A 25,816-nucleotide genomic window follows, 5' to 3' on the forward strand; every position below is an offset into this window, starting at 1 on the left:
AGTAAAACAATTAGAAGTTTGCAACGGCCATTTCAGTGACCGATTGATGGCCGTTCACGATGCTGTCGCGAAGGCTTGGCACAGCGTTCATTACATGGTCAGCAAAAAAGCGTGAAGTCAAAATCTTGTCGCTGTAGAAACTGTCTGTTTCGCCAGCCTTGATTTTCGCTTCCGCTGCCAACAACGCGCGCGCCATTTGCCAGCCTGCCACTGTGGCGCCTGCCAACTTCAGGTAAGGCACTGAGCCGGCGAACACAGCATTGGGATTGCCCTTCATGTTCTCAACCACAAACTGCGCGGCTTCCAAAAATGAAGCACGGGCTGCATCCAGGCGGGCAGCAACAGCCTTGGCATGGGCAGAACCTGATTCGTTCAGTTGAACCACGGTACGAGCGATTTCCGCGCACAAAGTTTTCACCATGGCTGCGCCGTCGCGAGCCGTTTTACGTCCCACCAGGTCGTTGGCCTGAATGGCGGTTGTGCCTTCGTAAATCGTCAGAATTTTGGCGTCGCGGTAGTACTGGGCTGCGCCTGTCTCTTCAATAAAACCCATACCACCGTGTACCTGCACACCCGTGGATGTTACGTCGATACTCATCTCGGTCGACCAGCCTTTGACCAGCGGAACCATGAATTCATACACGGCCATGTTCTGTTTGCGAGTGGCTTCATCGGCGTGGTAATGGGCAGCGTCGTAAGCCGCACCCGCCACGCAGGCCATGGCGCGAGCCGCTTCAACCTGGCTGCGCATGCTCATCAACATGCGTTTCACGTCGGGGTGATGAATAATCGCAACCGCTTCATTCGAAGAACCATCGACAGGGCGAGACTGCACGCGATCGTTGGCGTACTGCACTGCTTTTTGGTAAGCACGTTCAGCCAAACCGATGCCCTGAACACCCACCTGGAAACGGGCGGCGTTCATCATCACGAACATGTATTGCAGGCCTTTGTTTTCCTCGCCCACCAGGTATCCGATGGCGCCCTGGCCCACTTCGCCTTTGTTGTCGCCATACAGCAGCACCGCAGTAGGTGAAGCCTTGATGCCCAGCTTGTGCTCAATCGATGCGCAGTACACATCGTTGCGCTTGCCCAGTGAACCGTCTTCATTCACCATCACTTTTGGCACCACGAACAAGCTGATGCCTTTCACGCCTTCAGGCGCATCAGGTGTGCGGGCCAACACCAGGTGTACGATGTTCTCGGCCATGTCGTGTTCACCGTAGGTGATGTAAATTTTCTGACCAGAAATGCGGTAGGTGCCATCGCCCTGCGGCACGGCCTTCGAACGCACCAAGGCCAGGTCTGAACCAGCCTGCGGCTCAGTCAGGTTCATGGTGCCGGTCCATTCGCCAGAAATCATCTTGGGAATGTACGTTTCTTTCAGTTGCTGGCTGCCTGCCACCAACAAAGCCTCAATGGCGCCATCGGTCAGCAGGGGGCACAGCGCAAAGCTGAGGTTGGCACCATTGACCATTTCCATGCACGGTGTTGCCACCAGCTTGGGCAAACCCTGCCCGCCAAATTCAGAAGGGTGCTGCAAACCTTGCCAGCCCTGTTCTCCAAATGCCTTGAAGGCTTGCTTGAAGCCTTTGGCAGTGGTTACAACGCCGTCTTTCCAGTTGGCGGCTTCCACGTCGCCCGACCAGTTCAGTGGCGCAACCACTTCGCTGGTGAACTTCGCGTTTTCGTTCAGAACCGCATCCACGGTTTCCTCGGTCGCGTCTTCACAACCGGGCAACTGGGATACTTGATCCAAGCCGGCCAATTCTTTCAACACAAACATCATGTCTTTAACTGGGGCGTTGTAACTCATTGTCGTCTCCTGATACAGCTTTGCGTTTTTGTTTGCTTACAGTTTTTCAGTCAGTTGTGGCACCACATCGAACAGGTCGCCCACCAAGCCGTAATCGGCCACACCAAAAATTGGTGCTTCAGGGTCTTTGTTCACGGCCACAATCACTTTGCTGTCTTTCATGCCAGCCAAATGCTGAATGGCACCGGAAATCCCGAAGGCCATGTACAGCTGGGGCGCCACGATTTTGCCGGTTTGACCAACTTGCCAGTCGTTTGGCGCGTAGCCTGCGTCGACCGCAGCACGCGATGCGCCAATGGCCGCATTCAATTTGTCGGCCAAGGGGTTCAGTACGCTGAAGTTTTCAGCAGAGCCCATGCCACGGCCACCAGAAATAATGGTGCCCGCAGCGGTCAATTCAGGGCGATCGCTCTTGGCCACTTCACGGCTTACAAATGTGGACTTGCCGGAATCGGCAGCGGCGCTCAGGTTTTCAATCGCGGCAGAACCACCCTCAGTAGCCACTGGGTCGAATGCCGTGGTGCGCACGGTGATGACCTTGGTGGAATCAGAAGATTGGACCGTGGCGATCACGTTGCCTGCGTAAATTGGACGTGTAAATGTGTCGGCGCTTTCAACGCTGATGATGTCGGAAATTTGTGCAACGTCCAGTTTGGCTGCAACCCGTGGCAACACGTTTTTGCCCACGCTGGTGGCAGGTGCCAGAATGTGGCCGTAGTTGCCGGCAATTGCCAGAATTTGTGCAGCCAGATTTTCTGCCAACTGGTCGCCCAGTGAGTCGGAATCGGCCACCAATACTTTGGCAACGCCTGCTGCCTTGGCAGCCTGTTCAGCCGCAGCGCCACAAGCCTTGCCAGAAACCAGCACGTGAATGTCTCCACCAATTTTCTGGGCCGCTGCAATGGTATTCAGCGTGGCGGGCTTGATGCTCTGATTGTCGTGTTCTGCAATAACAAGTACTGACATTTTTTGCTCCTTGAATCCCTGAAATTAAATGACTTTCGCTTCGTTCTTCAGCTTGTCGACCAGCGTGGCCACGTCGGGCACGGTGATACCAGCAGAACGTACGGGAGGGTCGCTCACTTTCAGGGTTTTAATACGTGGATCCACATTCACGCCCAAGTCAGCAGGCTTGATGGTGTCGATCTGCTTTTTCTTGGCTTTCATGATGTTGGGCAAAGTCACATAGCGTGGCTCGTTCAAACGCAGGTCGGTGGTTACCACTGCTGGCAAGCTCAGGCTGACTGTTTCCAGGCCACCATCCACTTCGCGAGTCACATTCACTTTGCCACCTTCAACCACCACCTTGGATGCAAAAGTACCTTGGGGCATGTCGGCCAGCGCTGCCAACATTTGACCGGTTTGGTTGCAATCGTCGTCAATGGCTTGCTTGCCCATGATGACCAGGTCGATACCCTCTTTCTCAACGATGGCTTTCAGGATTTTGGCCACAGCCAGAGGCTGCAACTCAACATCTGTTTCAACCAGAATGCCGCGGTCTGCACCAATGGCGGCTGCAGTGCGCAGGGTTTCAACGCACTGGGCCACGCCACAGCTTACTGCGATTACTTCAGTGGCCACGCCGGCTTCTTTCAGGCGCGTCGCTTCTTCAACAGCGATTTCGTCGAACGGGTTCATGGACATTTTAACGTTGGCAATATCCACACCTGTGCCGTCGCTTTTGCAGCGAACCTTGACGTTGTAATCGACTACGCGTTTAACGGGTACCAGGATCTTCATGCAAGCCATCCCTTCTTGAAATTAGAAAATGTGTAATTTGGATTATACGAAGCGTTTTCTCAAAAAACGCACGATCGTTCGATTTTTGATAGAGTTTACACTCTAAGGGGTGATTTGTCGAGACTAACGGTAACGCACGCAGATCGCTTTCATGGCCTCGAAACACACCGAATCCACCTCGTCCTGACTGGAAATTGTGCAATTCAGGTTTTCAACCACGCCCGTGCGCAAGCAATACACCAAGCCTGAAATGGCCAATGGTTCGCCCCGAATCCATGCGGCTTGCACCGCTGGACTTTGCGAGGCATTGCGCACTTGCTGAATGACGTTCAATTCACAAAGCTTGTCGACCTTTCGATCGATTGCACCAGCCGATGCACACGCAGTTTGATCGTCAAACATTTGGTGGTCATAAGCCAACTCCCGCACGCCTTCAAGCCAGTCACCGGGCGACCCTTGCAATTGCGCCCCCAAGGCCAAGCGTATACCGCCACAGTTGTGGTGCCCGAAGACCACGATGTGGCGCACCTTCAAACTTTCAATAGAAAACTGCAGGGCGGTTTGCAAACTCAGATCATCAACACCGACCAGGTTCGCCACATTTTTATAAACGAACAACTCCCCCAAATTGCCTTGCAGCAAGGTGTTGGGGTCGGCGCGGCTGTCGCAACAACTGACCACGGTAAACCCGGGACTTTGACCAGACGAAAGTTTTTGAAAATATTCCGGATTCTGAGCAGTAACCTGATTGGCCCACGTCCTGTTTTTGGCCAAAAGCGTGCTTAAACGATCCAGTTCAAGCGGGTCGATCATGACGCCAGCGCCTCGACATGGGCATGCACCGAATCCGCCAAAGCCTCCAGTTCATAACCACCTTCCAGCGTGCTGATCAACCTTCCATCACAGTACTCCTCGGCCACGCGCTTGAGAAAATGGGTAATCCAGCCATAATCCTCGGTGGTCAACCGCATGTCAGCCAGTGGGTCGCTTTCATGCGCATCAAACCCTGCGGATACCAGCACAAGTTGGGGCTTGAACCGGTCAATCGCATCAACCCAGTGGGTTTGAATGGCCTGCTTGATTTCTTCTCTTCCTCCACCTGGCGGGATCGGGCAATTGATCATGTTGCGGCCTTCGTCAAGCCCGCCGCTGAAGGGATAAAGCGGCGACTGAAAGGTGCTGCACATGAGCACTTTCGGATTGTTGGCGAAAGCATTCTCTGTGCCGTTACCATGGTGCACATCGAAATCCACGATCAACACACGCTCCAGCCGATAGGCATCGATGGCATGTTGGGCCGCAATGGCCACGTTGTTGAACACGCAGAATCCCATGGCTCGATCTACGCAAGCATGGTGGCCGGGCGGGCGTACGGCACAAAAAGCATTGTTCACCGCATGCGCCATCACCAGATCAACCGCATGCACGCAGGCACCTGCCGCGCGGCGCGCTGCATCCAGCGAAAACTCTGACAAGGTGGTGTCACCGTCAATATCCACATTTCGCTTCAACGGAAAGCGCGACTTGATGCTTTCAACATAGGCAGGAGTATGCACAGCATTGACGGCAGACCAAGGCACCTGGGGGGCCTCCGCATGCACTAGCCGTGCCCACAAATCGGAAGACTCCAAACGCTCACGAATTACCCGCAAGCGGGCCATGCTTTCAGGGTGGCCCAAGCCCGGGTTGTGCAGGGCGCAATCCGGGTGGGAAATAAAGGCGGTGGTCATGGCTTAGGCCTGAACAGCACGTGGATGCTGGGTTATAGTGAATGAAGGGCCTGCTGCAACCAATGAACATGCGCCGGGCCAACCACACCATCTTCTGACTTTGCCTGAACCGGACATGCTGACTCCAATAATTCGATCAATTGCCTCCATTCTAATCAGCACAGTGCTTTGCACTCAAGCGGTGCGCGCTCAAGACGCCAACAAGGTGAATTTTGCGAATCAACAACAGGCCGCCGCCATGGCGGAACGCTTGCAAGCCAAGGAAGGCATTCCTGCCAGTGAAACCCTGGAATTGTTGCGACAAGCCGAGTTACTGCCTCAAGTGGTGAAAGCGGTGCAGCCAGCAAAAACCAAGAGTGTTCGAAACTGGGACCGATACAGAAACAACTTTGTAGAGCCCTACCGCATTCGCAAGGGTGTGGAATTCTGGGAAGCCAACGCCGACACCCTGAAAGAAGCAGAGGCCCATTACGGCATTCCACAAGAGGTGATTGTGGCCATTATCGGCGTGGAAACCATCTATGGGCAACACATTGGCAATTACCGCGTACTCGACTCTTTGGCGACGCTGGCATTTGCTTACCCGGCGGGGCAAAGAGACCGTTCTGAGTTTTTCTTGAGTGAACTGGAATCCTTCATTGCCCTGTGCAACAAAACCCACTTGAACGCTCTGGAAGTGAAAGGTTCGTACGCAGGTGCCATTGGCCTGGGGCAGTTCATGCCCAGCTCCTGGATTGCGTACGCAGTGGATGGCGACGGCGATGGCGTTGTTGACTTGTTCAACAGCCGCCGCGATGCGATTTTCAGTGTGGCAAATTTCTTGAAGGTTCACGGCTGGGAAAACGGCAAAGCCACACGTGTACTGGTGGAGATTGAACGCACCGACAACCTGCCTGAACTTCTGGCGCCCGACATTGTGCCCACCTTTACCCCGGCCGTAATGCAAGAAAAAGGTGTTGCGCTAAATGGTGATACCCTGCCCGACGAAAAGCTCGCCTTGATTGAACTGGTGCGCGGCGATGCAGAGACTGCGTATGTGGCGGGCGGGCACAACTTTTACGTGGTGACCCGCTACAACCGCAGCTCTTTCTACGCCAACGCGGTGCTGGAACTCAGCGAAGCGTTGAAGCTTAGAAGAGATATGTTGAACTGAGCAATCAGGCTGGGAACACGCCGGTGGACAAATAGCGATCGCCACGGTCACACACAATGAAAACGATGGTGGCGTTTTCAACCTCTTCAGCAATTTTTAGGGCAATGTGTGCAGCACCTGCGGCTGAAATTCCGCAGAAAATACCCTCTTCGGCCGCCATTTTTCGGGCCATTTCTTCGGCTTCAAGCTGCGTAACCTGCACCACGCGGTCCACGCCAGCGGGCTTGTAAATTTTGGGCAAATATTCTTGCGGCCATTTGCGAATGCCCGGAATTTGCGAACCCTCGCTGGGTTCCGCGCCAATAATCTGGATTTCCGGATTCTGGCTTTTCAGGTAACGCGACACACCCATGATGGAACCGGTGGTGCCCATGGCACTCACGAAGTGGGTCACCTTGCCATCGGTATCAAACCAAATTTCAGGGCCCGTGGTCTCGAAGTGAGCCAGCGGATTGTCTTCATTGGCGAACTGGTCAAGAATTACGCCTTTCCCCTGGTCGCGCATTTGTTCGGCCAGATCGCGTGCGTATTCCATACCGCCTTTTTGCGGTGTCAAAACAATTTCAGCGCCAAAGGCACGCATGGTTTGCCTGCGCTCGATGCTGAGGTGTTCAGGCATGATCAACACCATGCGATAGCCTCGAATGGCTGCCGCCATGGCCAAGGCGATGCCGGTGTTACCGGAAGTGGCTTCAAGCAGAGTGTCACCAGGCTTGATGTCACCACGCTCTTCTGCGCGGCGAATCATCGAAATTGCGGGACGGTCTTTCACCGAACCAGCAGGATTATTGCCCTCAAGCTTGCCCAAAATGATATTGCCTCGATCAGCATTTTGCTTGCCGGGCAGTCGTTGCAACAGCACCAAGGGGGTGTTGCCAATGGTGTCTTCAATGGTGAGGTATTTCAAAGCCGGATCACTTCTAACAAAGGTAATCCGGCTATTTTACTGCGCCCGCGAGACACGTGCTGAATGTGGGTGCTTAATGTGGATGTACAACGCCATCCCGCAATGCAGGGCGATGCTCGATCCATTGCGGCAGCAATGAAGCAATGATCATTGCAACAAAACCCAGCACCATACCCAGCAACAGGGGTGGCCAAATTTCGCTGGGGAAGAAGTTTTTCGCGATCAACCAGCTGCTTACACCCACAATGATTGACCACACTGCACCCTGAGAGGTGGCCCGCTTCCAGTACAAACCCATCACAAGCGGAACAAAGGCGGCAGCCAGGGTAATTTCATAAGCGCTTTTGACCATCTCGAAGATTGAGGACTCGCTATTGATGGCAAAAGCCACCACGATGATGGTGAAAACGAACACAGACACCCGCATGGTCAGCAACAGGGCTTTGTCGTCCATCTTGGGATAAATGTTCTTGACAATGTTTTCTGCAAACGAGACGGAGGGCGCCAGCAGGGTGGCGCTTGATGTACTCATGATTGCAGAAATCAAGGCACCAAAAAATATGATCTGGGCAAACACAGGGGTGTGCATCAATACCAGATTGGGCAAGACCATCTGCGAATCTTCAGCCACCATCGCGCTGAATACAGCGGGATCAATCATGATGGCGCCATAGGCCAAAAATACCGGAATGAAAGCGATGAAAAAATACAAAGAGCCCCCAAGCACCGCACCACGCACGGCAGTTTTTTCATTCTTTGCAGAGCTGATTCGCTGAAAAATATCCTGCTGTGGCAAAGAACCGAATGCCATGGTCAGGAACGCGCCAACAAACGGTACCCACAACACGTAACTGAATTCATCCGGGAACAACTGGAGTTTGCCCGCTGCCTCAGCATGGGCAACCACCGTACCAACACCACCTGCCAAGTCGGCCACAATCCACACGATGTAGAAAAGGCCTGCGACGATCACCAGCATTTGAATGAAATCCAGTACCGCCACTGACAACATGCCACCGAACAAGGTGTACACAAGCACCACGGCGGCGCCAATCACCATGCCCCATTCTTGGGACACTGCACCATCCGTGAGCACATTGAAGATCAAACCCAGTGCAGTAATTTGCGCTGCTACCCAACCCAAATAAGACACCACGATGCAGGCGCTACAAAAAACCTCTACTGCACGGTTGTAACGCACCCTGTAGTAGTCGCCCAAGGTTAGCAAATTGAGTCGGTAGATTTTGGGGGCAATGAATAAACCAGCCAGAATAAGACAGGTTGCCGCGCCAAAGGGGTCGGCAATAATGCCGATCATGCCCTCTTCCACAAAAGTGGAAGAAATACCCAACACAGTTTCAGAGCCAAACCAGGTGGCAAATACGGTTGCAGTAACAATGGGCAGGGAAAGGTTTCTACCCGCGACCGCATAGTCAGCGGTGTTTTTCACATTTCGGGCCACATACAGGCCAATAAATACAGAAACCAGCAAATAGGCGACTACGGAGGCAAGCAACATCTTGAAAACCCACCAGAGTGAAAATGATTTCGGATTATAGGCAAGAACCGTGCTCGGTGCTAGAACAAGCCTTTCGGGCCGGCATATCCCATCAAAAATGGCCACAGGAGGTCAAGCGCCACCACGCCAAACAATACAGCCAACATCAATACCATCCAGAACAAAGCCCGGTTAAGGCGTTTTTGCTGTTTGACCAACTGTTCAATCTGGTCGTCTACCCGGCCATTGGAATGGGTCAGGGTTTGATGCAACAAACGTGGCAAGGCGGGCAAAATTTGTGACCATTGTGCGGCTTCCCATTGCAGGGTGGATTGAAACCCCTTGAAACCGATTTGCTGATGCATCCAGTTTTCAAGGTAGGGCTTTGCAGTTTTCCAAAGATCGAGGTCGGGGTCGAGCTGACGGCCAAGGCCTTCCACATTCAGCAGGGTTTTTTGCAGCAACACCAGTTGGGGCTGAATTTCAACATTGAACCGGCGGGAAGTTTGAAACAAGCGCATCAAGGCCTGGCCCAGTGAAATTTCCTTCAATGGCTTGCCAAAGAAGGGCTCAATACAAGCACGAATAGCCGATTCAAGTTCGTCAATGCGCGTGCCCTTGGGCACCCAACCCGATTGCACATGAAGTTCAGCCACGCGCTTGTAGTCTTGCCGAAAGAAAGCCAGGAAGTTTTGCGCCAGGTATTGTTTATCAACGTCGCTCAGCGTACCCACAATACCGAAGTCCAGCGCAATGTAGCGGCCAAAATCTTCAGGCTGATCCCCCACATAAATGTTGCCAGGGTGCATGTCCGCGTGAAAAAAGCCATCACGAAACACCTGGGTGAAGAAAATTTCCACACCCTCGCGGGAAAGCTTTTTCAGATCAATGTTGTTTTCTCGCAGCCGTTCAATCTGCGAAATTGGAATGCCGTGCATGCGCTCCATGGTGATCACAGTACTGCAGCAGTAATCCCAGTACATTTCAGGCACACGCAGCAGGTGCCCACTGCCGGACGTCGGCGAGAAATTGCGGCGTAACTGCGAAGCATTGGCCGCTTCCCGCATCAAATCGAGTTCGTCGTGCAAGTATTTGTTGAACTCGGCCACCACCTCGCGCGGCTTTAACCGTTTGCCATCGGATGAAATTTTTTCAATCCATTGCGCGGCGGTTTTCATCAGGGCCAAGTCTTTGTCGATCACCTCGATCATGCCTGGGCGCAGCACCTTCACTGCAACCTTCTTGCCTTCATGTTCACCAGCGCGAATTACAGCGAAGTGAACCTGTGCAATGGATGCGCTGGCCACTGGTGTGTTTTGAAAATCAAGAAACATGTCGTCAATTTGACGACCCAAACTCACCTCAATCAACTCGCGTGCTTTCTCGGAAGAAAATGCAGGCACCTGGTCTTGAAGTTTGGCCAATTCATCAGCAACGTCTTCGGGCAACAGGTCGCGCCGGGTGGAAAGCAGTTGACCAAACTTCACAAACAACGGGCCGAGGTCCTCGAGCGCGCGGCGCATGCGCTCGCCTCGGGGCGCCTGTACATGCGAGCGCGAGGAAATCAGGGTTAAAAACCACTTGGCCAAGCCGTTGTTGATTGAATCCGCGGCAATCAGAAACAGGCCATACTTTCGGGCCACCAAGGCAATGCGTGCCAAACGGCGAAGCTTCATGACGCCGAATCCGCTGAAGAACCTGACCGGGGAACAGCTGCGGCATCCAGCTTGCCCAAACGCTTTTCCAGACGCGCCAATTCGTCGCGCAACTGGTTAACATCGCTTCGGAACGAATCGAACTCTGATGCAGTAGGCGCCATCGACTTTTCATGCACCACGTATTCACGCAAATTGCTTTTGAAACGCTGCACCACATCGCGCGCATTGGTACCCAAAGCCGACAAGGTGTTCATCACCCACACTGCCTGCGCATCCCCCACCACTCGAGCCAAATCACGTTCAGGGTCCCAACTTAAATCGTTGATCACAGTGGAAACCGTTTGCGCAAAGTCCATGTCGCCTTCAATGGCCGCTTTTCTGGACATGGCATTGGGGTTGCTGACCGAGCCAATCAAATCGGCCCATTGCATTGTAATTTGCGTATCCGCTGGGGCGCTTATACCGTTGGTGGCGCTGCTGGGCTGAAAATAGCCTTGATCGGTGACGCGTAATTTCAAGTGCATCGATGAAACGCTCAAGGCGAGCACTTTGCCAGCATCCTTCTGCAATTTGAACTTGCTACTGCGCTGTTGGTCTAGCAAATGATTCAACACCAAACAAACCATCTGCGTCAAAGTGATCGACATCAAATTCAAAGGGGCGGACAATAGGCCGCCTACTGCGGTAGCACCTTTGGCCTGACTGGTGGACAACAATTTGGAGGCAAACTGAAAAAGCAATTCGGGGGGACTGGCCAAGGCACACTTCCAAACAGTAAAAATTTGTTTGAGTGTAACCCAGCCGGCCAGACCAAGCCCGGCTGAGGGGTTCAAAACTTAAAGATTGTGAATTCCAGAAAGCACCCAGCCACCACCGGTTACCGGGCGGGACATAATCCATAGTTCATTGATTTCAGCTGCGGCAGCGTCTTGCTCTTCGCGCAACATGCCGGTGAAGGCCACGGTTGCGATTTGCTCATCGACATCGGTCTCAAATCCAATTAGCTGCGCATCAAGTGTGACCACATCGGTGCGGTTTACCGTGTTGCCACGGGACTCAATTTCTGCTTTAAGGTGATCCACAACTTCGTCGCTGCAATATTCACGCAGGCCTTCCACGTCGCCTTTGTCGAACACGCCCTGCATGGTCACGAAGAATTTCTTGGCGCTGTTTACAAAGCCAGGCTCATCAAACCCAACTGGCAACTCCTTCAGGGGAGTTGCTGCGGGTGTCGGCGCATCGAACGCATCGGAGTTACCAAACTGGCCAAAACCCTGAAAACCTTGATCAGCGCGAGGCTGACCCATGCCCGGAACAGGGTCGTTGATCGGGCTGGAAGGCGAATCGTAACGCGGTGTTTGTGGCGAAGCGCGGTAGCTGTTGTTGCCTGAACCAGCAGCACCTGGAGCACTGTAAGCGGGGCGCTGCTTTGAAGCCTGCTGACCACGCAACATGCGAACCAAAAACACCACGGCAAACACAGCTGCAGCAATCATTAGCAGCGTACCGAGAAATTCAGCCATGCCCGCGCCAAAACCCAAGTAGCCGAACAAGGCCGCCAGGCCCAAACCCGCAGCCAAGCCACCCAATGGGCCCAGAAAGCGGTTACGTGGTGCGGCTGCGCCTGCGGCACCGGCCGCATTCGGGCTAGCCGCCTGCTGGTTGGGCGCAGTGCGCTGGGGCGCTGCGGCAGGTGCAGTCGGGGGCGACTTCTGGAACTGCGAGGGCGCAGAGCGGCCAAAACTGCCACCACCGCCCATGCGGCGTGCTTCGGCATCAGTTGGCAACACGCTAAGGCTCAAAAAGGCCGCAACTACAGCAAACACAGACAATCGAACAGACCAGATACGGGTTTTCAAAGCAAAAGCCTCCAGAAAATAATAATTTTCACTGAACTAGGTAGACACTGTCAGGCGAATTTGGTTCCTTGGTGCAGGGCGACAACGCCCGCAGTGTAATTGGTGTATTTCACTTGATCAAACCCGCTTTCAAGCATGATGCTTTTCAGGGTCTCCTGATCGGGGTGCATGCGAATACTTTCTGCCAAATACTGGTAGCTGGCGCTGTCTTGCGCCACAATCTGGCCAATTTTAGGCAACACCTGAAATGAATACAAATCGTAAGCCGGGGCCAACAAGGGATTCACCTTCGAAAACTCCAGCACAAGTACCTTGCCACCCGGCTTGATCACCCTGCGCATTTCCGCCAGTGCCACATTTTTGTGGGTCATGTTGCGCAAACCAAATGCCACAGTAACCACATCGAAATAATTGTCAGGGAAAGGCAGTTTTTCGGCGTCGCACAGGGCCATTTTTGGCAAATACCCATGGTCAATCATGCGATTGCGGCCCACACGCAACATGCTCTCATTGATGTCGGTCAGCCACACTTCGCCACTGGGGCCCACTTTATCCAAAAATGCCTTGCTCAAGTCGCCAGTACCGCCTGCAATGTCAAGCACCTTCATGCCTGGGCGAACTCCCGCAGCACGCACAGTGCTTGCCTTCCAAAGGCGGTGCATGCCACCCGACATCAAATCATTCATCACATCATATTTCGCGGCCACCGAATCAAATACTTCGGCCACTTTTTTGGCCTTTTGATCCTCGGGTACTTTTTCAAAGCCGAAATCGGTAGTTTTGTCGTTCATGGTCTTAGTGGCTTGCGCAAGCGCCGCCTTTTTTCTGTTCGAATGGAATGTTCTCGGGTGCATTTGGCTCGCGGCTTGCGCCCGCTGTGTTTATCCGCTCCAGGTAGTCTTCCCACAAACCCTCCTGGTTCTCACCCATCCACAGCAGGTATTGCCAGCTGAACAAACCAGAATCATGGCCATCGGAGAAAAATGGCTTCACCGCGTACATGCCCACAGGTTCCAGATTGGTAATGGTCACTTCCTTTTTCCCCACTTGAAGGGTTTCCTGCCCGGGACCGTGGCCACGAACTTCGGCAGAAGGCGAATACACGCGCAACAGCTCGAAAGGCAGGTTAAAGCAGGCTCCGATATCGAACTCGATTTCCAGAATCTTGGACTTTTGATGCACCACGATGCGTGTTGGGGTGGGAATGTTAGTTGTTTCCATGCTGCGTTGGATCTTTGTGATACGTAATACATAAGTGTATCTCATCGACGCAAGCTGCGGCTTGGGCAAGGTGTCCGGAATAATTTGATGACGATTCATTCAAGTGTCATATTACTGTCATAGAAATCTACTACTTTAGTCAGGATTGCAAAAAACAAAATGAGCCAGAGAAAAGGGAAACCAAGATGTCCAGCACTATCCTAGTTGTTGAAGATGAACCAGCGATTGCAGAGCTGATTGCTGTAAACCTTAGCTTTGCCGGGCACAAAGTGCTGCGCGCCGCAGATGCAGACCAGGCAAAAACCCTGATCACGGCTGAACTGCCCGACTTGGTGCTTCTGGACTGGATGCTACCTGGCAAAACCGGGATTCAATTTGCACATGAACTGCGCGCCCACGAACGCACGCGCGCCGTGCCTGTCATCATGCTGACTGCGCGCACGGAGGAACAAGACAAGGTAGATGGCCTTGAAGCCGGCGCGGACGACTACATCACCAAACCTTTCTCCCCAAAAGAATTGCTGGCCCGCATCAAGGCAGTGCTTCGCCGCCGAGCACCGCAGTTGACTGACGACATTGTGGAAGTACACGGTTTGAAGCTGGACCCTGTGACCCACCGCATCATGGGTCACGATAAAATCATCGACATGGGTCCCACTGAATTCCGTTTGCTGCACTTTTTCATGACGCACCCTGAACGCGTTCACAGCCGTACTCAGCTTCTTGATCAGGTTTGGGGCGACCATGTGTTTGTGGAAGAACGCACCGTGGATGTTCACATCCGCAGGCTGCGCCAGGCCTTGACCATATCGGGCCATGACCGCTTGATAGAGACTGTGCGTGGCGCAGGCTACCGCTTTACCGCGACACAAAACGAAAGCGCGCTGAATTAAGCACGCCCACCGGCAGCATATTCGCCTAGAATACGCACCTATGGCATTCATCTTTTTTCGATTGATTCTATTGGCCATGGTGCTGGGTGCAGCTGCCATTGTGGGCCAAATGCTTCTGGGCCACCTGGGTGCAGTGGCGGGGTCCATTCTTGCGTCGCTATTTGTTTACGCACTGCACATCCGGTCAGGGCTTCGAATTATCGAGTGGCTCGATGACTTTAAGGTTGAAAACGTACCGGATGTGTCGGGCTGGTGGGATGATCTGGCTGCAAAACTGTTTCGTTACCTGCGCCTGCACCAAAGGCAACAACAGGCCTTAACCAACGCCCTTGTTTCATTCCGCACAGCAGCGCAAGCCTTGCCCGATGGCGTGGTGACCCTCGACTCCGAAGGCCACATTTCATGGTGCAATGACACCGCCCAAGATCATCTTGGCTTGAAGCTTGGTAGCGACATTGGACAGCCGCTGATCAACCTGGTGCGCAATCCCAACTTCTCACAATACATCCGCAGTCGTTCCTGGGAACATCCCCTCGTAATGAGTGCCCCAAGAAGCCGAAGCAAAGTGCTTTCTGTGCAGCTGGTTAGCTATGGCGACCAACAAATGCTGGTGCTTACGCGCGACGTAACCCAGGTTGAAAAACTAGAACGCATGCGCCGCGACTTTATTGCCAATGTGTCGCATGAATTGAAAACTCCATTAACGGTACTCAGCGGCTTTCTGGAAACCTTTCGTGATCTGCCTTTGAGTAAAGCGCAGCAAACCGAATACCTGAACTTGATGTACACCCAGGCCAACCGCATGCAAAATTTGGTGGAAGACCTATTGGCGCTGTCGGCCCTTGAGTCTTCACCAAATGCAGGGGAAGGCGGAGAACCAGTCGACCTGAGCGGCATTGCGCAAAAGACCAGCGACGAAGCGCATCAACTTTCCGCAGGCAAACACCACATATCGATTGACATTGAAAAAGGACTCGTGGGTTTCGGCAATTCAGCCGAAATATTCAGCGCTTTTTCAAATATCGTAACCAACGCAGTGCGTTATACACCCGAGAACGGCCACATTACGATTACGCTTCGCAAAACCGAGAATGAAATCGGCAAATCCTGCGCTTCTTTTGTGGTGAAAGACACGGGTATTGGCGTTTCTGCTGAGCACATTCCAAGGCTGACTGAACGTTTTTACCGCGTAGACCGTAGCCGTTCGCGGGAAAGTGGTGGTACTGGCTTGGGATTGGCGATTGTGAAACATGTGGTGCAACGCCACGATGGCGAGCTTGATATTCAAAGCCGGCCAAATGCGGGTAGTACCTTCACGATTCTGATGCCGCTTGCGAAGACTGGTGCTGCTTTCAAGCCTGCTGTGGCTGAAGCGACAATCGGTTGAGTAGAGCGGAGCTTAACTTCACGCACCGCATGCCGCACCGCAAGTCACCCGCTGTTTGCTTGAGCTGGCTCAGGTAGCTATGCCCTCGCAGCGCCGGTCAAGAAAGCCTGCCCTTGGGGTTGAATTCACCGCCCGTTCGGCTGAAAGCCGAAAGCGCAGCCCGCCCGCTTTGTTTGCGGGGCGCTTAGGGTGGTTAATCAACAACAAGGGGGTATTCAGGCTTTCTGGCGCAAAAGGGTATGCGACTGGGCCAACTCAAGCAAACAAGCGGCCAGGCATGCGAATGGACAAGCAGTTCAAACTCAGCAGGGAAAGGCGGCCAGCAACTCGGCTCGCAAAGCCTGCATCCATTTCGGCTTGGAATCCAGCACCCACTGTTGTCGCGGCGACAAGGAAACCCCAGGCTTGACCGCAGCCCAAACCGGTGCCGGAAAATGTTTGTCGTCTGAAAACCGCGGAATGACATGCCAATGAAGATGTGGCACCACATTGCCCAGTGTTGCAACATTGGCTTTGTCTGCTTTGAAGGCACGCAATACGAACTGCTCCAGCAATACCACCGCGTCCATACACAAGATGCGGTCTTCCCGACTCAAATCAGAAAACTCGCGAACATGGTCGTTCCAGATTAGGCGCAGAAAACCCGGGTAGTCTGCATCGACGGCTTCGATGACGCGAAATTTGCTGCAATTGAAAACCCAATCGCCACCCGGTGTAGCGCACAGGGGGCAATTGGGGTTTTGCTCAATGTTATCGGTCATACCAAAATACGTTCAATGCCGCCGTCGTTGGCTTCTTTCACGTAGTTTTGCAACCAGTCCTGGCCCAATACATTTTTGGCGATTTCCACCACGATGTAATCGGCTTCCAGGTTGGCATCGTCGCTGTAGCGACTCAAACCTTGCAAGCAGGAAGGGCAGCTGGTCAAGATTTTCACATCTGCACCCGGCGCCTTGTCGCGCAACTTGTCTGCGCCTTTGCGCATTTCCTCTTCCTTGCGGAATCGAACTTGCGTGGCCACATCAGGACGGGAAACACCAAAGGTGCCCGACTCGCCACAACAGCGGTCGTTCTTCGTGATGTTCTGGCCCTGCAGCTCGCTGTTCATCAACTGGTTCACAACCTTCAAGGGGTCGTAAGTTTTCATGGGCGTGTGGCAGGGGTCGTGGTACATGTACTGCGTACCAGTCACGTTGTCCAGCTTCACGCCTTTTTCCATCAGGAATTCATGAATATCAATGATGCGGCAGCCCGGGAAAATCTTGTCAAATTCATAACCCTGTAACTGGTCATAACATGTGCCGCAACTGACCACCACGGTTTTAATGTCGAGGTAGTTCAGCGTATTGGCCACGCGGTGGAACAGCACACGGTTGTCGGTGATCATTTTCTCGGCTTTGTCGTACTGCCCTGCCCCGCGCTGCGGGTAGCCGCAACACAAATAACCGGGTGGCAACACAGTTTGCACGCCAACATTCCACAACATGGCTTGCGTGGCCAGGCCCACCTGGCTGTACAGCCGTTCTGAACCACACCCAGGGAAGTAAAACACCGCTTCAGTGTCGCCCTGCGTGGTTTTCGGGTTGCGAATTACTGGTACGTAATCGCTGTTCTCAATATCGAGCAATGCGCGTGCGGTTTTCTTGGGCAAACCACCTGGCATGGGCTTGTTGATGAAGTGAATCACCTGCTCCATCACCGGTGCTTTGCCAACGGTGGCGGGCGGCTTGGCGGTTTGTTTGTTCAACATGCCGAGCGACTTGGCCACTTTGTATGCACCGCGCTGAAGCTTGTAACCCACACCCGTCATACCAGCACGCATGGCCTTGATGGTGGCCGGGTCTTTCGCGTTCAGGAACGTCATGGCCAAGGCCGTGCCGGGGTTGAAGCTTTTTTTGTCCATCTTGCGCAGCAAGGCGCGCATGTTCATAGACACTTCGCCGAAATCAATATCGACCGGGCAAGGCGTCAGGCACTTGTGGCACACCGTGCAGTGATCGGCCACGTCCTCAAATTCTTCCCAATGCTTGATCGACACACCACGGCGGGTTTGTTCTTCATACAGGAAAGCTTCGACCAACAGCGATGTGGCCAAAATTTTGTTGCGCGGGCTGTACAGCAAGTTGGCGCGCGGCACGTGGGTCGAACACACGGGCTTGCACTTGCCGCAACGCAGGCAGTCCTTAATGGACTCGGAAATCGAGCCAATGTCGCTTTGGCTCATGATCAAGCTTTCGTGCCCCATCAGGTTAAAGCTGGGCGTGTAAGCGTTGGTCAAATCGCCACCAGGCAACAACTTGCCTTTGTTGAAGCGACCTTCCGGGTCAATGCGCTGCTTGTAATCCTGAAACGGCTGCAGTTCTTCTTGCGTCAGGTATTGGTATTTGGTAATGCCAATGCCGTGCTCGCCGGAAATAACGCCGTCAAGATTGCGTGCAATTTGCATAATGCGGTCCACGGTGTGTTCCGCTTCATGCAGCATTTCATAGTCATCGGAGTTCACGGGAATGTTGGTGTGCACATTGCCGTCACCAGCATGCATGTGCAGGGCCACGAACAGGCGGCCACGCAGCACTTGCTTGTGAATGGCTTTGCATTCTTCCATCACCGGAACAAACACGCCACCTTCAAAGATGCGATTCAGATTGTGACGCAGTTCTGTTTTCCAGCTGACGCGAATGGTGCGGTCTTGCAGCACATCAAACACGGTCGCTTCTGGTTGATCTGCAAGGCGGTGCGCCAGGTTTTCATCCAGATGACCCAAGCCGAGGGTTTTCAGCACGGGTAAGGCTTGGGCCAAGGGCATATTCATATTGCCCAACAACCAGCTCCAGCGCTCGTGCACAGTTTCCAGCAATTCAACGGCGCGGCCCACACGGTCACCCACCAAATCTTCAACAGACAGCTTGGTGGAATCAACTTCGTCTGTTTTGCCCAAGGTGAGCGGCTTCTCGAAGAACGAGCGCAACGCTGCAACCAGCTTCAGCTTGTTGCGAATCGACAATTCAATGTTAATGCGTTCAATTTCATCGGTGTATTCACCCATGCGCGGCAGCGGAATAACCACGTCTTCATTGATTTTGAAAGCATTGGTGTGGCGCGCAATTGCGGCGGTGCGGGCACGGTCAAGCCAAAACTTTTTGCGGGCTTCCGGGCTTACTGCCACAAAACCTTCACCGGCGCGGCCATTGGACAAGCGCACCACTTCCGAAGCGGCCTGGGCCACTGCGTTTTCATCATCGCCCACGATGTCGCCGAACAAGACCATTTTCGGGAATGCACCACGCTTGGATTTCGGGCTGTACTTCACCGCGCGCAAATAGCGTTCATCCAGGTGTTCAAGGCCCGCCAAAATGGCGCCCATGGCTTTGCCTTCACCATCAAGATAGTTCTTGATTTCAACAATCGAAGGCACTGCATCGCGAGCCTGGCCGTAAAACTCCAGGCACACCGTGCGGGTGTGCTTGGGCATGCGGTGCAAAATCCATTTGGCCGAGGTAATTAAACCGTCGCAACCTTCTTTCTGAATGCCGGGCAGGCCCGCCAAAAACTTGTCGGTCACGTCTTTGCCCAAACCCACTTTGCGGAAACGAGCACCCTCAACGGTAAGGCGCTCGGTTTTCAGAATTTTCGCGTTGGGCGCCTGGCGACCATCGGACCACACCAGGTCGAAATCAGCCTGAGGCGCATCGTGAATTTTGCTGAGGTTGTGATTCACGCGGGTGACTTCAAGCCAGTCGCCCTGCGGGTCAACCATTCTCCACCATGCCAAATTGTCGAGCGCAGTGCCCCACAACACGGCTTTCTTGCCGCCCGCATTCATGGCAATGTTGCCGCCGATGCAGCTTGCTTCAGCAGAAGTTGGATCAACTGCGAATATGCGGCCTGCGGCTTCTGCGGCCTCGGCCACGCGCTTGGTGACCACACCTGCGCCTGAAAATACAGTGGCGTATTCTTCAGACAAGCCGGGCAGCACTTCCATTTTTACGGTGCCAAGCTCTTCCAGCTTTTCGGTGTTAATAATGGCCGACATGGCAGTCAACGGCACTGCGCCGCCGGTGTAGCCCGTGCCACCCCCGCGTGGAATGATGGTCAAGCCAAGGTCGATACAGGCTTTCACCAGGCCGGGAATTTCAGATTCGCGGTCGGGTGTCAGCACTACGAACGGGTATTCGACGCGCCAGTCGGTTGCGTCCGTTACATGAGAAACACGGGACAAACCATCGTATTTGATGTTGTCTTTGGCTGTGTGTTGAGCAAGCGTTTTGCGGGCGTGGCCGCGCAAAATGGCCATGGCTTCCAGTTCACGCTGAAACTCGAACACGGCCTGCTCAGCTTTCGTCAGCAGCTCTCGCACTTTGGCGCTGCGATTGTCCATGTCCACTTCAACCGCAGCGTCTTTCACTTCCACACGGCGAGCGTCGATTTCGCTCAAGCGGTGAAACAAGGCTTCAATGAGCGCAGTCAAGCGTTTGGGGTTGTCAAGCAGGTCGTCTTGCAAATAGGGGTTGCGGCGCACCACCCACACATCGCCCAACACTTCGAACAACATGCGTGCTGAACGCCCGGTTTTGCGTTCCTGACGAAGCTCTTGAAGAATGTTCCATGACGACTCGCCCAGCAATCGGATCACGATTTCCCGATCCGAAAACGAGGTGTAGTTGTACGGAATTTCCCGCAGGCGGGCGGTTTCGCCAGCTGAGGGTTTCAGTGTTTTCAATTCGACTGGTGCGTTCATGTAAAACCTTTTGACTGCCTAGCGTTCAATGGTACCAAAAACCAGCCTTCTGCGCCTAGAGCAGGGCCTACTCTGGGCACTGGCAAAACCCTTGTGCAACAAGGGTTTTCGGCCAATTCAGTCAGGTTTTCTTACATCCGCTTGGGCGCGGAAACACCCAAGACCGCCAAGCCATTGGCCAACACCGTGGCCACAGCCACGAGCAGGGCCACCCGCGCGGTTTTCAGGTGTATGTCGTCGATACGAACACGCTCGGCATTGTAGAAAGTGTGGAAGGCGCCCGCCAGTTCCCGCAGGTAAAACGCAATGTGGTGTGGCGCCAACTCTTCGGCTGCCTTGGACAAAATGTCCGGGTAAGAAACCAACGTTCTAAGCAATGCAAGCTCGCTGGGCGCCGTCAGCAGGGTTAAACCGGCCTGATTCAGCGAGTTCAAATCCACCCCAGCCTGATCCAGGATGGAATAAATACGCGCATGGGCATACTGCACGTAGTAAACAGGGTTTTCATCGGATTGGGCCAAGGCCAAATCCACATCGAACACAAATTCCGTGTCGGCTTTGCGGCTAACCAAGAAGAAGCGAACTGCATCGCGGCCCTTCACCAGCGCCTCTGGCTGACTCAGCATGGGCTGGCTTTCATCCACCCCACCCGACCAGCAAATCAGGTCGCGCACCGTGACATAACTGCCCGCACGCTTGGAAATTTTTACTTCCTGCCCGCCTTTCATCACCGTGACCATTTTGTGCAATACATAGTCGGGATAGCCCTGCGGGATACCCACATTGCAGGCTTGCAAACCGGCGCGAACACGGGCAATGGTGCCGTGGTGGTCGGTGCCCTGCACATTGATCACTTTACCGAACCCACGTTTGAATTTTTCAATGTGGTAGGCCACATCTGGCACAAAGTAGGTGTATCCACCTTCGGATTTACGCATGACGCGGTCTTTGTCGTCGCCATAATCGGTAGAACGCAGCCACAAGGCGCCGCCCTCTTCGAAGGTTTTGCCAGAAGCCACCATTTTTTCCACGGCATTTTCAACCTTGCCCTCGAAATACAGGGAGCTTTCCAGGTAAAACTGGTCGAAATTGACCCCAAAGGCTTTCAAATCAAGGTCTTGCTCCGCGCGCAGGTAAGCCACTGCAAAGGCGCGAATGGATTCGAAATCATCAACATTTCCACTGGCTTTGACAGGCTCGCCATCGGCGGCCTGCGCCTGCCCGCCCGCCATAAAATCAGCCGCAATGTCGGCAATGTAGTCGCCGTTGTAGGCATTCTCCGGCCACTCTGCGTCGCCGGGCTTGAACCCTTTAGCGCGTGCCTGAACCGAGGTTGCCAGCGTTTGGATTTGAACCCCGGCGTCGTTGTAGTAAAACTCCTTATGAACCTTCCAGCCCTGGGTTTTCATGACCGCCGCCATGGCGTCGCCCAAAGCGGCCTGCCGACCATGGCCCACATGCAATGGGCCTGTGGGGTTGGCTGAAACAAATTCGATCAACACGGCTTTGTCGGCATGCGCGGCGGAATTTCCAAATTCAGCGCCCTGCTTCAGCACTTCAGCCACCACCGCCACGCGTGCCTGTTGGCTTAAACGAATGTTGATAAACCCGGGTCCGGCAATCTCGATTGCTTCCACAAGTGCCGCACAGTCGGGATTCACTTTCACATGCTCGGCCAGCAACTGCGCCAACTCACGGGGGTTGCGGCGAGCAGGCTTGGCCAATTGCATGGCCAAATTACAGGCTACATCGCCGTGGCTGGCATCTTTGGGTTTTTCAAGCGCAACCACGCCTTCGAAAGGCTGCTTCAGTGCAGCAGCAGCGGCCGCTTCAAATGCGGCGATTAATGTGGTTCTGTGTTGGGCAAGCATGGGGAAATGTAAGGGGCGGTGTTGAGCCAAGCCCCTGATTGTACCAAGGTTTCCCCGATTAGAACTTCGCTGCGCTTCTGACCGCATCAATGTCTTGAGGCAGGGCCATGGCCAGTTCGCTTCGGGCGAGGGCCAACTGAGAGTGAACCCGCGCGGCTTTTGCCAACGGCTTGAATCCGATGGCACTCAAACTTTCGAAAGCCTTTTGCAAACGCACTGCCACTTCGATTGCGCCTGCCCCATCACGGGCGATGCCGGTAAATGCATCATCAAAGAGGTCTTGCTCGACCAAGCCTGGCACATAAATTCGATCATATTGAACCTCGGGCATCTTGCGTTGTTTGCCATCAGCCCACTGGTGAAACAAGCGCACCAGGGTGCCGATCACATCAATTGCGGTACCCGGGTCGTTCACGGCGGGCGACAAGGCGCGGCTGGCAATTTCGCATAGCACCACCAAGCCAAATCGCGGATCTTGATCAAAGGTTCGATTGTCGGCGAGCACAAAACAGTTACCAAGTGCCTGCAGGCCTTCATCGCCCAGTTTTTCGGCCTTGTTGAGATACTCAACAGTCGCAATGGCACGGTTGGGCGTACAAAAAGTCCCCGGCACCGACTGCACGTGAACTTTCAAGTCGAACTTTTCAGCCAAAAGCTGCAACCTGACCATGTCGACACGCTGAAGATAGGCAATTGACTCGCGAAAAATTGACACACCTTGAGGCGTTGAACTCAGCGCCATCTGCCCTCCCAGGTAGGGCATGTGCAAACGTTGCTCAAAAGCACTGGCGGTGGCCTTTTCCACTTTGTCGATGGTGTTGCCCAAGCGGCCAAGTCTCGCAATGCTGTCAACCCAGCGAATGAAAGCCAAAATAACAATTGCAAACACCAGAATTGTGAGTGTGAACAAAGCAAACACACCGGCCTGTTCATAAAAATCGTTTTTCAGGGCGATCAAAGCAACTACGCTAAAAATGAACACGCCGATAAATGTAGACAAGGCATTTTGGGACGTGTCGTCAGCCAATACAAGCGGGAAGGAACGCGGTGTTGCTGAACTGCTGGCCGACGCATAGGCAGCCACCATGGAACCCACAGAAAACATGGCAATGACCAGCATGGTCGAAGCAACCAGCTCAAGCAAGGTTTCAACTGATTCCTTGCTGACCTTGGGCATCCATTCCCTGATTCCAGGCTGATCAGCAACTGTGGCCAGAAATGCCGCCGCAATTGAAAGCAGGCACATCAGCAAAGGTTTGACCCAAAGCTTTTCCCGAATGCGGTTCCAGTGGAACAACCAGTTTTCGTTCATTTAAGTGCCCTTTGGCATGTTGATTTATTTTTTCTTGGCGACCCAGGCAAAGTGTTTTTGCAGGGCCTCGTCGGCCATCAACTTTTCCGGTGTTGAAAACTGTTTGGCCAACTGCATTTCATCATAAAGATCATGAATACCATCGTGACAGGCCCGACAAATATTCACGCCTTGGTTAAGTTGGGGTTTGTCGAAATTTTTGCGAAAGTAAGCCCGCCGGTGCAGTTTTTTGGGAATAAGGTGATGAAACGTGAGTGCAGTTGAACGACCACAACACAAACACTGACCACTTTTCAGCCGCATGAAACAATCCGTTTACTTCACAATCTGGATTTGACTTGGATCAACCACCAAAATTCGTGTTTGATCCGCAAACTGCTCAACGATTCCGAACACCACAATGGTTTTACCAAAAAAGAACTTGGGCAAGTCATGAATGCCCTGGAAGGAATACCAAGCGCCTACACGCCCGTCGACCACCACAGTTAAATTGGATGGGTCACGGAAACTGGTGTTGGAATTCAGGTCCACTTCATCTCGATCGGCGCGCAATTTACTCGACCGCACCTTCATTTGAACCTGAACTTCTTGATTCAAGCGTTTCACCGCAACATCTGCGGAAATGGGCGCAGCTTTCAAGGCCACAGGCGCAAAAAACAAAACAACCAACAATGCGGCGACCAGTAGGCGATCCATGTTGAACTCCAAGCATTGGATGCAAAAAGTGTAACTCAGCTTACAACCAAACAACACGCGTGATCATGTAAGTACCCAACAGCAACAGCACGACAAAAAACACGGTTTTAAATGTTTCAGCACTCAGCATGGCACGGCACCTTTGACCCGCCATTACACCTGCCATCGTCGGGATTAAACACATGGTTGATTCCCATGCTGCGGCCAATTCAAAACTACCCTTCAGGTACAAACCGACTGCCAAAGCAAAAGTGCCCACAGTGAACACCAAACCCAAAGCCTGCAACAAAGCGTCTTTGTTCATGCCCAATGAATTCATATAAGGAGCGGAAGGCACCGACGACACCCCGGTTGCTCCGGCCAGAAACCCGGTCAAACCACCCACCAAGGGCGAGGCCCAGCGTTCATTGTGGGCACTGACCTGCATGTGAAACTTGAACAAGCCAAGCATTGCATAAACAAACAACACCAAACCCAAGGCCAGAGTGGCAGAAGCCGGACTTTCACCGGTCAGCACCCCTACACCAAATGCTGCACCCACACAAATCATGAGCAGCAGCCAACCGAATCTGCGCACTGCGACGAGAAAGCCGGGGCCGACGAGCATTTGCCACACATTGCTGACCATGGAAGGCACCACAATGAGCGCAGCAGCCTGAACCGGCGCTACCACCACCGCCATCAAACCAATTGCGATGGGTGGCAGCCCCATGCCCGTAACGCCTTTGACAAATCCTGCTACCAGAAAGGCCATGCCCACGATCAATGTGTATTCACTGAACTCCAAAACCTGTCCTTTAAAAAACGGTTGGGGCACTTGTGCCACCCGAACCCAGGGCTCGCTGCATAATCAAAGTGCCCAGCCAACGATTGAATTTATAGCCAACATTAGGCATTTGACCCACCTCAACAAAACCCAGCTTGGCATGCAATTCTGCTGAACCCGCAATTCCGCTCTGGGCGATGACAGCAATCATTTGCCGCCAAGGACCTGATTCACAATGTCGGATCACCTCGGCCAGCAAAGCAGTGCCAATGCCCTTTCCCAAATGGTGCGGAGAAATGTAAACGGAATCTTCGACGGTGTAACGATAAGCAGGCCGCGGCCTGTAGGCGGCTGCGTAGGCGTAACCTATGATTTCATCGCCTGTAATGGCAACCAGATAAGGCAACCCTGAATCGACAATAGCCTGCCTACGCGCACACATTTCCTCAAGAGAAGGTGGTACCAGCTCAAAGGTAGCCAGTTCATTGAGAACATAGTGCGCGTAAAGCGCCTGTACAGCTGGCATGTCGGTCAGCGTTGCAGCGCGAATATGACAGGCAGCGCTCATAGG

The 25,816-nt window shown here is 53.5% G+C and carries 23 protein-coding genes; 3 read left to right on the plus strand and 20 right to left on the minus strand.

The window, feature by feature from the left end; translation table 11 throughout:
- Nucleotides 1–10 precede the first annotated feature (10 nt).
- The 5 genes from NSP04_RS02900 to NSP04_RS02920 all read right to left on the minus strand — a co-directional run bounded on the left by NSP04_RS02900 (nt 11) and on the right by NSP04_RS02920 (nt 5,286).
- A complete protein-coding gene (locus NSP04_RS02900; protein ID WP_257510838.1) occupies nt 11–1,816 on the minus strand; it encodes an acyl-CoA dehydrogenase in 1,806 nt (601 codons plus the stop codon).
- 36 nt (nt 1,817–1,852) lie between these two features.
- Nucleotides 1,853–2,782: an electron transfer flavoprotein subunit alpha/FixB family protein gene (locus NSP04_RS02905; RefSeq protein WP_257510839.1), complete on the minus strand. Its 930-nt coding sequence runs from the start codon at nt 2,780–2,782 to the stop codon at nt 1,853–1,855.
- Nucleotides 2,783–2,806: 24 nt separating this feature from the next.
- A complete protein-coding gene (locus NSP04_RS02910) occupies nt 2,807–3,556 on the minus strand; it encodes an electron transfer flavoprotein subunit beta/FixA family protein (RefSeq protein WP_257510840.1) in 750 nt (249 codons plus the stop codon).
- Nucleotides 3,557–3,679: 123 nt separating this feature from the next.
- A complete protein-coding gene (locus tag NSP04_RS02915) occupies nt 3,680–4,369 on the minus strand; it encodes a carbonic anhydrase (RefSeq protein ID WP_257510841.1) in 690 nt (229 codons plus the stop codon).
- The gene (locus tag NSP04_RS02920) at nt 4,366–5,286 is read right to left on the minus strand and encodes a histone deacetylase family protein (RefSeq protein WP_257510842.1); all 921 of its coding nucleotides are present in this window, start codon (nt 5,284–5,286) and stop codon (nt 4,366–4,368) included. Before NSP04_RS02920 ends, NSP04_RS02915 begins: the two co-directional genes overlap by 4 nt.
- A 115-nt stretch (nt 5,287–5,401) precedes the next feature.
- Here NSP04_RS02920 and mltB point away from each other — a divergent pair, with 115 nt between their 5' ends.
- Nucleotides 5,402–6,439, plus strand: a complete 1,038-nt coding sequence (gene mltB, locus NSP04_RS02925; RefSeq protein ID WP_257510843.1) for a lytic murein transglycosylase B — start codon at nt 5,402–5,404, stop codon at nt 6,437–6,439.
- Between the two features lie 4 nt (nt 6,440–6,443).
- Here mltB and cysM read toward each other — a convergent pair whose 3' ends face one another.
- The 7 genes from cysM to NSP04_RS02960 all read right to left on the minus strand — a co-directional run bounded on the left by cysM (nt 6,444) and on the right by NSP04_RS02960 (nt 13,582).
- Entirely contained in the window at nt 6,444–7,346 is a 903-nt protein-coding gene (gene cysM / locus NSP04_RS02930) for a cysteine synthase CysM (RefSeq protein WP_257510844.1), read from the minus strand.
- A 73-nt stretch (nt 7,347–7,419) separates the two neighbouring features.
- Nucleotides 7,420–8,865 (minus strand): high affinity choline transporter 1, encoded by a 1,446-nt coding sequence (locus NSP04_RS02935; RefSeq protein ID WP_257510845.1) that lies wholly within the window; start codon nt 8,863–8,865, stop codon nt 7,420–7,422.
- Nucleotides 8,866–8,924: 59 nt separating this feature from the next.
- Nucleotides 8,925–10,520: a ubiquinone biosynthesis regulatory protein kinase UbiB gene (gene ubiB / locus NSP04_RS02940; RefSeq protein WP_257510846.1), complete on the minus strand. Its 1,596-nt coding sequence runs from the start codon at nt 10,518–10,520 to the stop codon at nt 8,925–8,927.
- The gene (locus NSP04_RS02945) at nt 10,517–11,260 is read right to left on the minus strand and encodes a ubiquinone biosynthesis accessory factor UbiJ (RefSeq protein WP_257510847.1); all 744 of its coding nucleotides are present in this window, start codon (nt 11,258–11,260) and stop codon (nt 10,517–10,519) included. Before NSP04_RS02945 ends, ubiB begins: the two co-directional genes overlap by 4 nt.
- Nucleotides 11,261–11,338: 78 nt before the next feature.
- On the minus strand, nt 11,339–12,361 hold the full coding sequence (locus tag NSP04_RS02950) for a Tim44 domain-containing protein (RefSeq protein WP_257510848.1): 1,023 nt from the start codon (nt 12,359–12,361) through the stop codon (nt 11,339–11,341).
- A gap of 50 nt (nt 12,362–12,411) precedes the next feature.
- Nucleotides 12,412–13,152, minus strand: a complete 741-nt coding sequence (ubiE, locus tag NSP04_RS02955) for a bifunctional demethylmenaquinone methyltransferase/2-methoxy-6-polyprenyl-1,4-benzoquinol methylase UbiE (RefSeq protein WP_257510849.1) — start codon at nt 13,150–13,152, stop codon at nt 12,412–12,414.
- Between the two features lie 4 nt (nt 13,153–13,156).
- A complete protein-coding gene (locus tag NSP04_RS02960) occupies nt 13,157–13,582 on the minus strand; it encodes a gamma-butyrobetaine hydroxylase family protein (RefSeq protein ID WP_257511208.1) in 426 nt (141 codons plus the stop codon).
- A gap of 185 nt (nt 13,583–13,767) precedes the next feature.
- On the opposite strand from NSP04_RS02960, the gene phoB reads away from it, so the two are divergent.
- Together phoB and phoR are read left to right on the plus strand one after the other, a co-directional pair.
- The gene (phoB, locus tag NSP04_RS02965) at nt 13,768–14,475 is read left to right on the plus strand and encodes a phosphate regulon transcriptional regulator PhoB (protein WP_257510850.1); all 708 of its coding nucleotides are present in this window, start codon (nt 13,768–13,770) and stop codon (nt 14,473–14,475) included.
- A gap of 40 nt (nt 14,476–14,515) precedes the next feature.
- Nucleotides 14,516–15,862, plus strand: a complete 1,347-nt coding sequence (gene phoR, locus NSP04_RS02970; protein WP_257510851.1) for a phosphate regulon sensor histidine kinase PhoR — start codon at nt 14,516–14,518, stop codon at nt 15,860–15,862.
- Between the two features lie 302 nt (nt 15,863–16,164).
- On the opposite strand, the gene NSP04_RS02975 is transcribed toward phoR, so the two are convergent.
- The 8 genes from NSP04_RS02975 to NSP04_RS03010 form a co-directional block, all read right to left on the minus strand.
- The gene (locus NSP04_RS02975) at nt 16,165–16,623 is read right to left on the minus strand and encodes an HIT family protein (protein ID WP_257510852.1); all 459 of its coding nucleotides are present in this window, start codon (nt 16,621–16,623) and stop codon (nt 16,165–16,167) included.
- On the minus strand, nt 16,620–20,600 hold the full coding sequence (locus tag NSP04_RS02980; protein ID WP_257510853.1) for a DUF3683 domain-containing protein: 3,981 nt from the start codon (nt 20,598–20,600) through the stop codon (nt 16,620–16,622). The genes NSP04_RS02975 and NSP04_RS02980 overlap by 4 nt, the downstream gene beginning before the upstream one ends.
- Before the next feature lie 131 nt (nt 20,601–20,731).
- The gene (argS, locus tag NSP04_RS02985) at nt 20,732–22,471 is read right to left on the minus strand and encodes an arginine--tRNA ligase (protein ID WP_257510854.1); all 1,740 of its coding nucleotides are present in this window, start codon (nt 22,469–22,471) and stop codon (nt 20,732–20,734) included.
- 58 nt (nt 22,472–22,529) lie between these two features.
- Nucleotides 22,530–23,783 (minus strand): DUF2254 domain-containing protein, encoded by a 1,254-nt coding sequence (locus tag NSP04_RS02990; RefSeq protein WP_257510855.1) that lies wholly within the window; start codon nt 23,781–23,783, stop codon nt 22,530–22,532.
- A gap of 24 nt (nt 23,784–23,807) precedes the next feature.
- A complete protein-coding gene (locus NSP04_RS02995; protein WP_257510856.1) occupies nt 23,808–24,086 on the minus strand; it encodes a hypothetical protein in 279 nt (92 codons plus the stop codon).
- Nucleotides 24,087–24,098: 12 nt separating this feature from the next.
- Nucleotides 24,099–24,479, minus strand: coding sequence for a hypothetical protein (locus NSP04_RS03000; protein WP_257510857.1), 381 nt, complete (start codon nt 24,477–24,479; stop codon nt 24,099–24,101).
- Between the two features lie 40 nt (nt 24,480–24,519).
- Complete coding sequence (locus NSP04_RS03005; RefSeq protein WP_257510858.1) at nt 24,520–25,266, minus strand: sulfite exporter TauE/SafE family protein; 747 nt, start codon at nt 25,264–25,266, stop codon at nt 24,520–24,522.
- A gap of 10 nt (nt 25,267–25,276) precedes the next feature.
- Nucleotides 25,277–25,813 carry a GNAT family N-acetyltransferase gene (locus tag NSP04_RS03010; protein ID WP_257510859.1) on the minus strand — a complete coding sequence of 179 codons (537 nt, stop codon included), beginning with the start codon at nt 25,811–25,813 and terminating at the stop codon, nt 25,277–25,279.
- Nucleotides 25,814–25,816 lie beyond the last annotated feature (3 nt).

The organism is Limnobacter parvus (genome assembly GCF_024623725.1).
GTDB classification, from domain to species: domain Bacteria; phylum Pseudomonadota; class Gammaproteobacteria; order Burkholderiales; family Burkholderiaceae_B; genus Limnobacter; species Limnobacter parvus.

Coding starts and splice junctions, on each gene's coding strand:
- NSP04_RS02900 (WP_257510838.1), bottom strand. CDS start 1,816: ATGAGTTACAACGCCCCAGTTAAAGACATGATGTTTGTGTTGAAAGAA.
- NSP04_RS02905 (WP_257510839.1), bottom strand. CDS start 2,782: ATGTCAGTACTTGTTATTGCAGAACACGACAATCAGAGCATCAAGCCC.
- NSP04_RS02910 (WP_257510840.1), bottom strand. CDS start 3,556: ATGAAGATCCTGGTACCCGTTAAACGCGTAGTCGATTACAACGTCAAG.
- NSP04_RS02915 (WP_257510841.1), bottom strand. CDS start 4,369: ATGATCGACCCGCTTGAACTGGATCGTTTAAGCACGCTTTTGGCCAAA.
- NSP04_RS02920 (WP_257510842.1), bottom strand. CDS start 5,286: ATGACCACCGCCTTTATTTCCCACCCGGATTGCGCCCTGCACAACCCG.
- mltB (WP_257510843.1), top strand. CDS start 5,402: ATGCTGACTCCAATAATTCGATCAATTGCCTCCATTCTAATCAGCACA.
- NSP04_RS02935 (WP_257510845.1), bottom strand. CDS start 8,865: ATGTTGCTTGCCTCCGTAGTCGCCTATTTGCTGGTTTCTGTATTTATT.
- ubiB (WP_257510846.1), bottom strand. CDS start 10,520: ATGAAGCTTCGCCGTTTGGCACGCATTGCCTTGGTGGCCCGAAAGTAT.
- ubiE (WP_257510849.1), bottom strand. CDS start 13,152: ATGAACGACAAAACTACCGATTTCGGCTTTGAAAAAGTACCCGAGGAT.
- NSP04_RS02960 (WP_257511208.1), bottom strand. CDS start 13,582: ATGGAAACAACTAACATTCCCACCCCAACACGCATCGTGGTGCATCAA.
- phoB (WP_257510850.1), top strand. CDS start 13,768: ATGTCCAGCACTATCCTAGTTGTTGAAGATGAACCAGCGATTGCAGAG.
- phoR (WP_257510851.1), top strand. CDS start 14,516: ATGGCATTCATCTTTTTTCGATTGATTCTATTGGCCATGGTGCTGGGT.
- NSP04_RS02975 (WP_257510852.1), bottom strand. CDS start 16,623: ATGACCGATAACATTGAGCAAAACCCCAATTGCCCCCTGTGCGCTACA.
- NSP04_RS02980 (WP_257510853.1), bottom strand. CDS start 20,600: ATGAACGCACCAGTCGAATTGAAAACACTGAAACCCTCAGCTGGCGAA.
- argS (WP_257510854.1), bottom strand. CDS start 22,471: ATGCTTGCCCAACACAGAACCACATTAATCGCCGCATTTGAAGCGGCC.
- NSP04_RS02990 (WP_257510855.1), bottom strand. CDS start 23,783: ATGAACGAAAACTGGTTGTTCCACTGGAACCGCATTCGGGAAAAGCTT.
- NSP04_RS02995 (WP_257510856.1), bottom strand. CDS start 24,086: ATGCGGCTGAAAAGTGGTCAGTGTTTGTGTTGTGGTCGTTCAACTGCA.
- NSP04_RS03000 (WP_257510857.1), bottom strand. CDS start 24,479: ATGGATCGCCTACTGGTCGCCGCATTGTTGGTTGTTTTGTTTTTTGCG.
- NSP04_RS03010 (WP_257510859.1), bottom strand. CDS start 25,813: ATGAGCGCTGCCTGTCATATTCGCGCTGCAACGCTGACCGACATGCCA.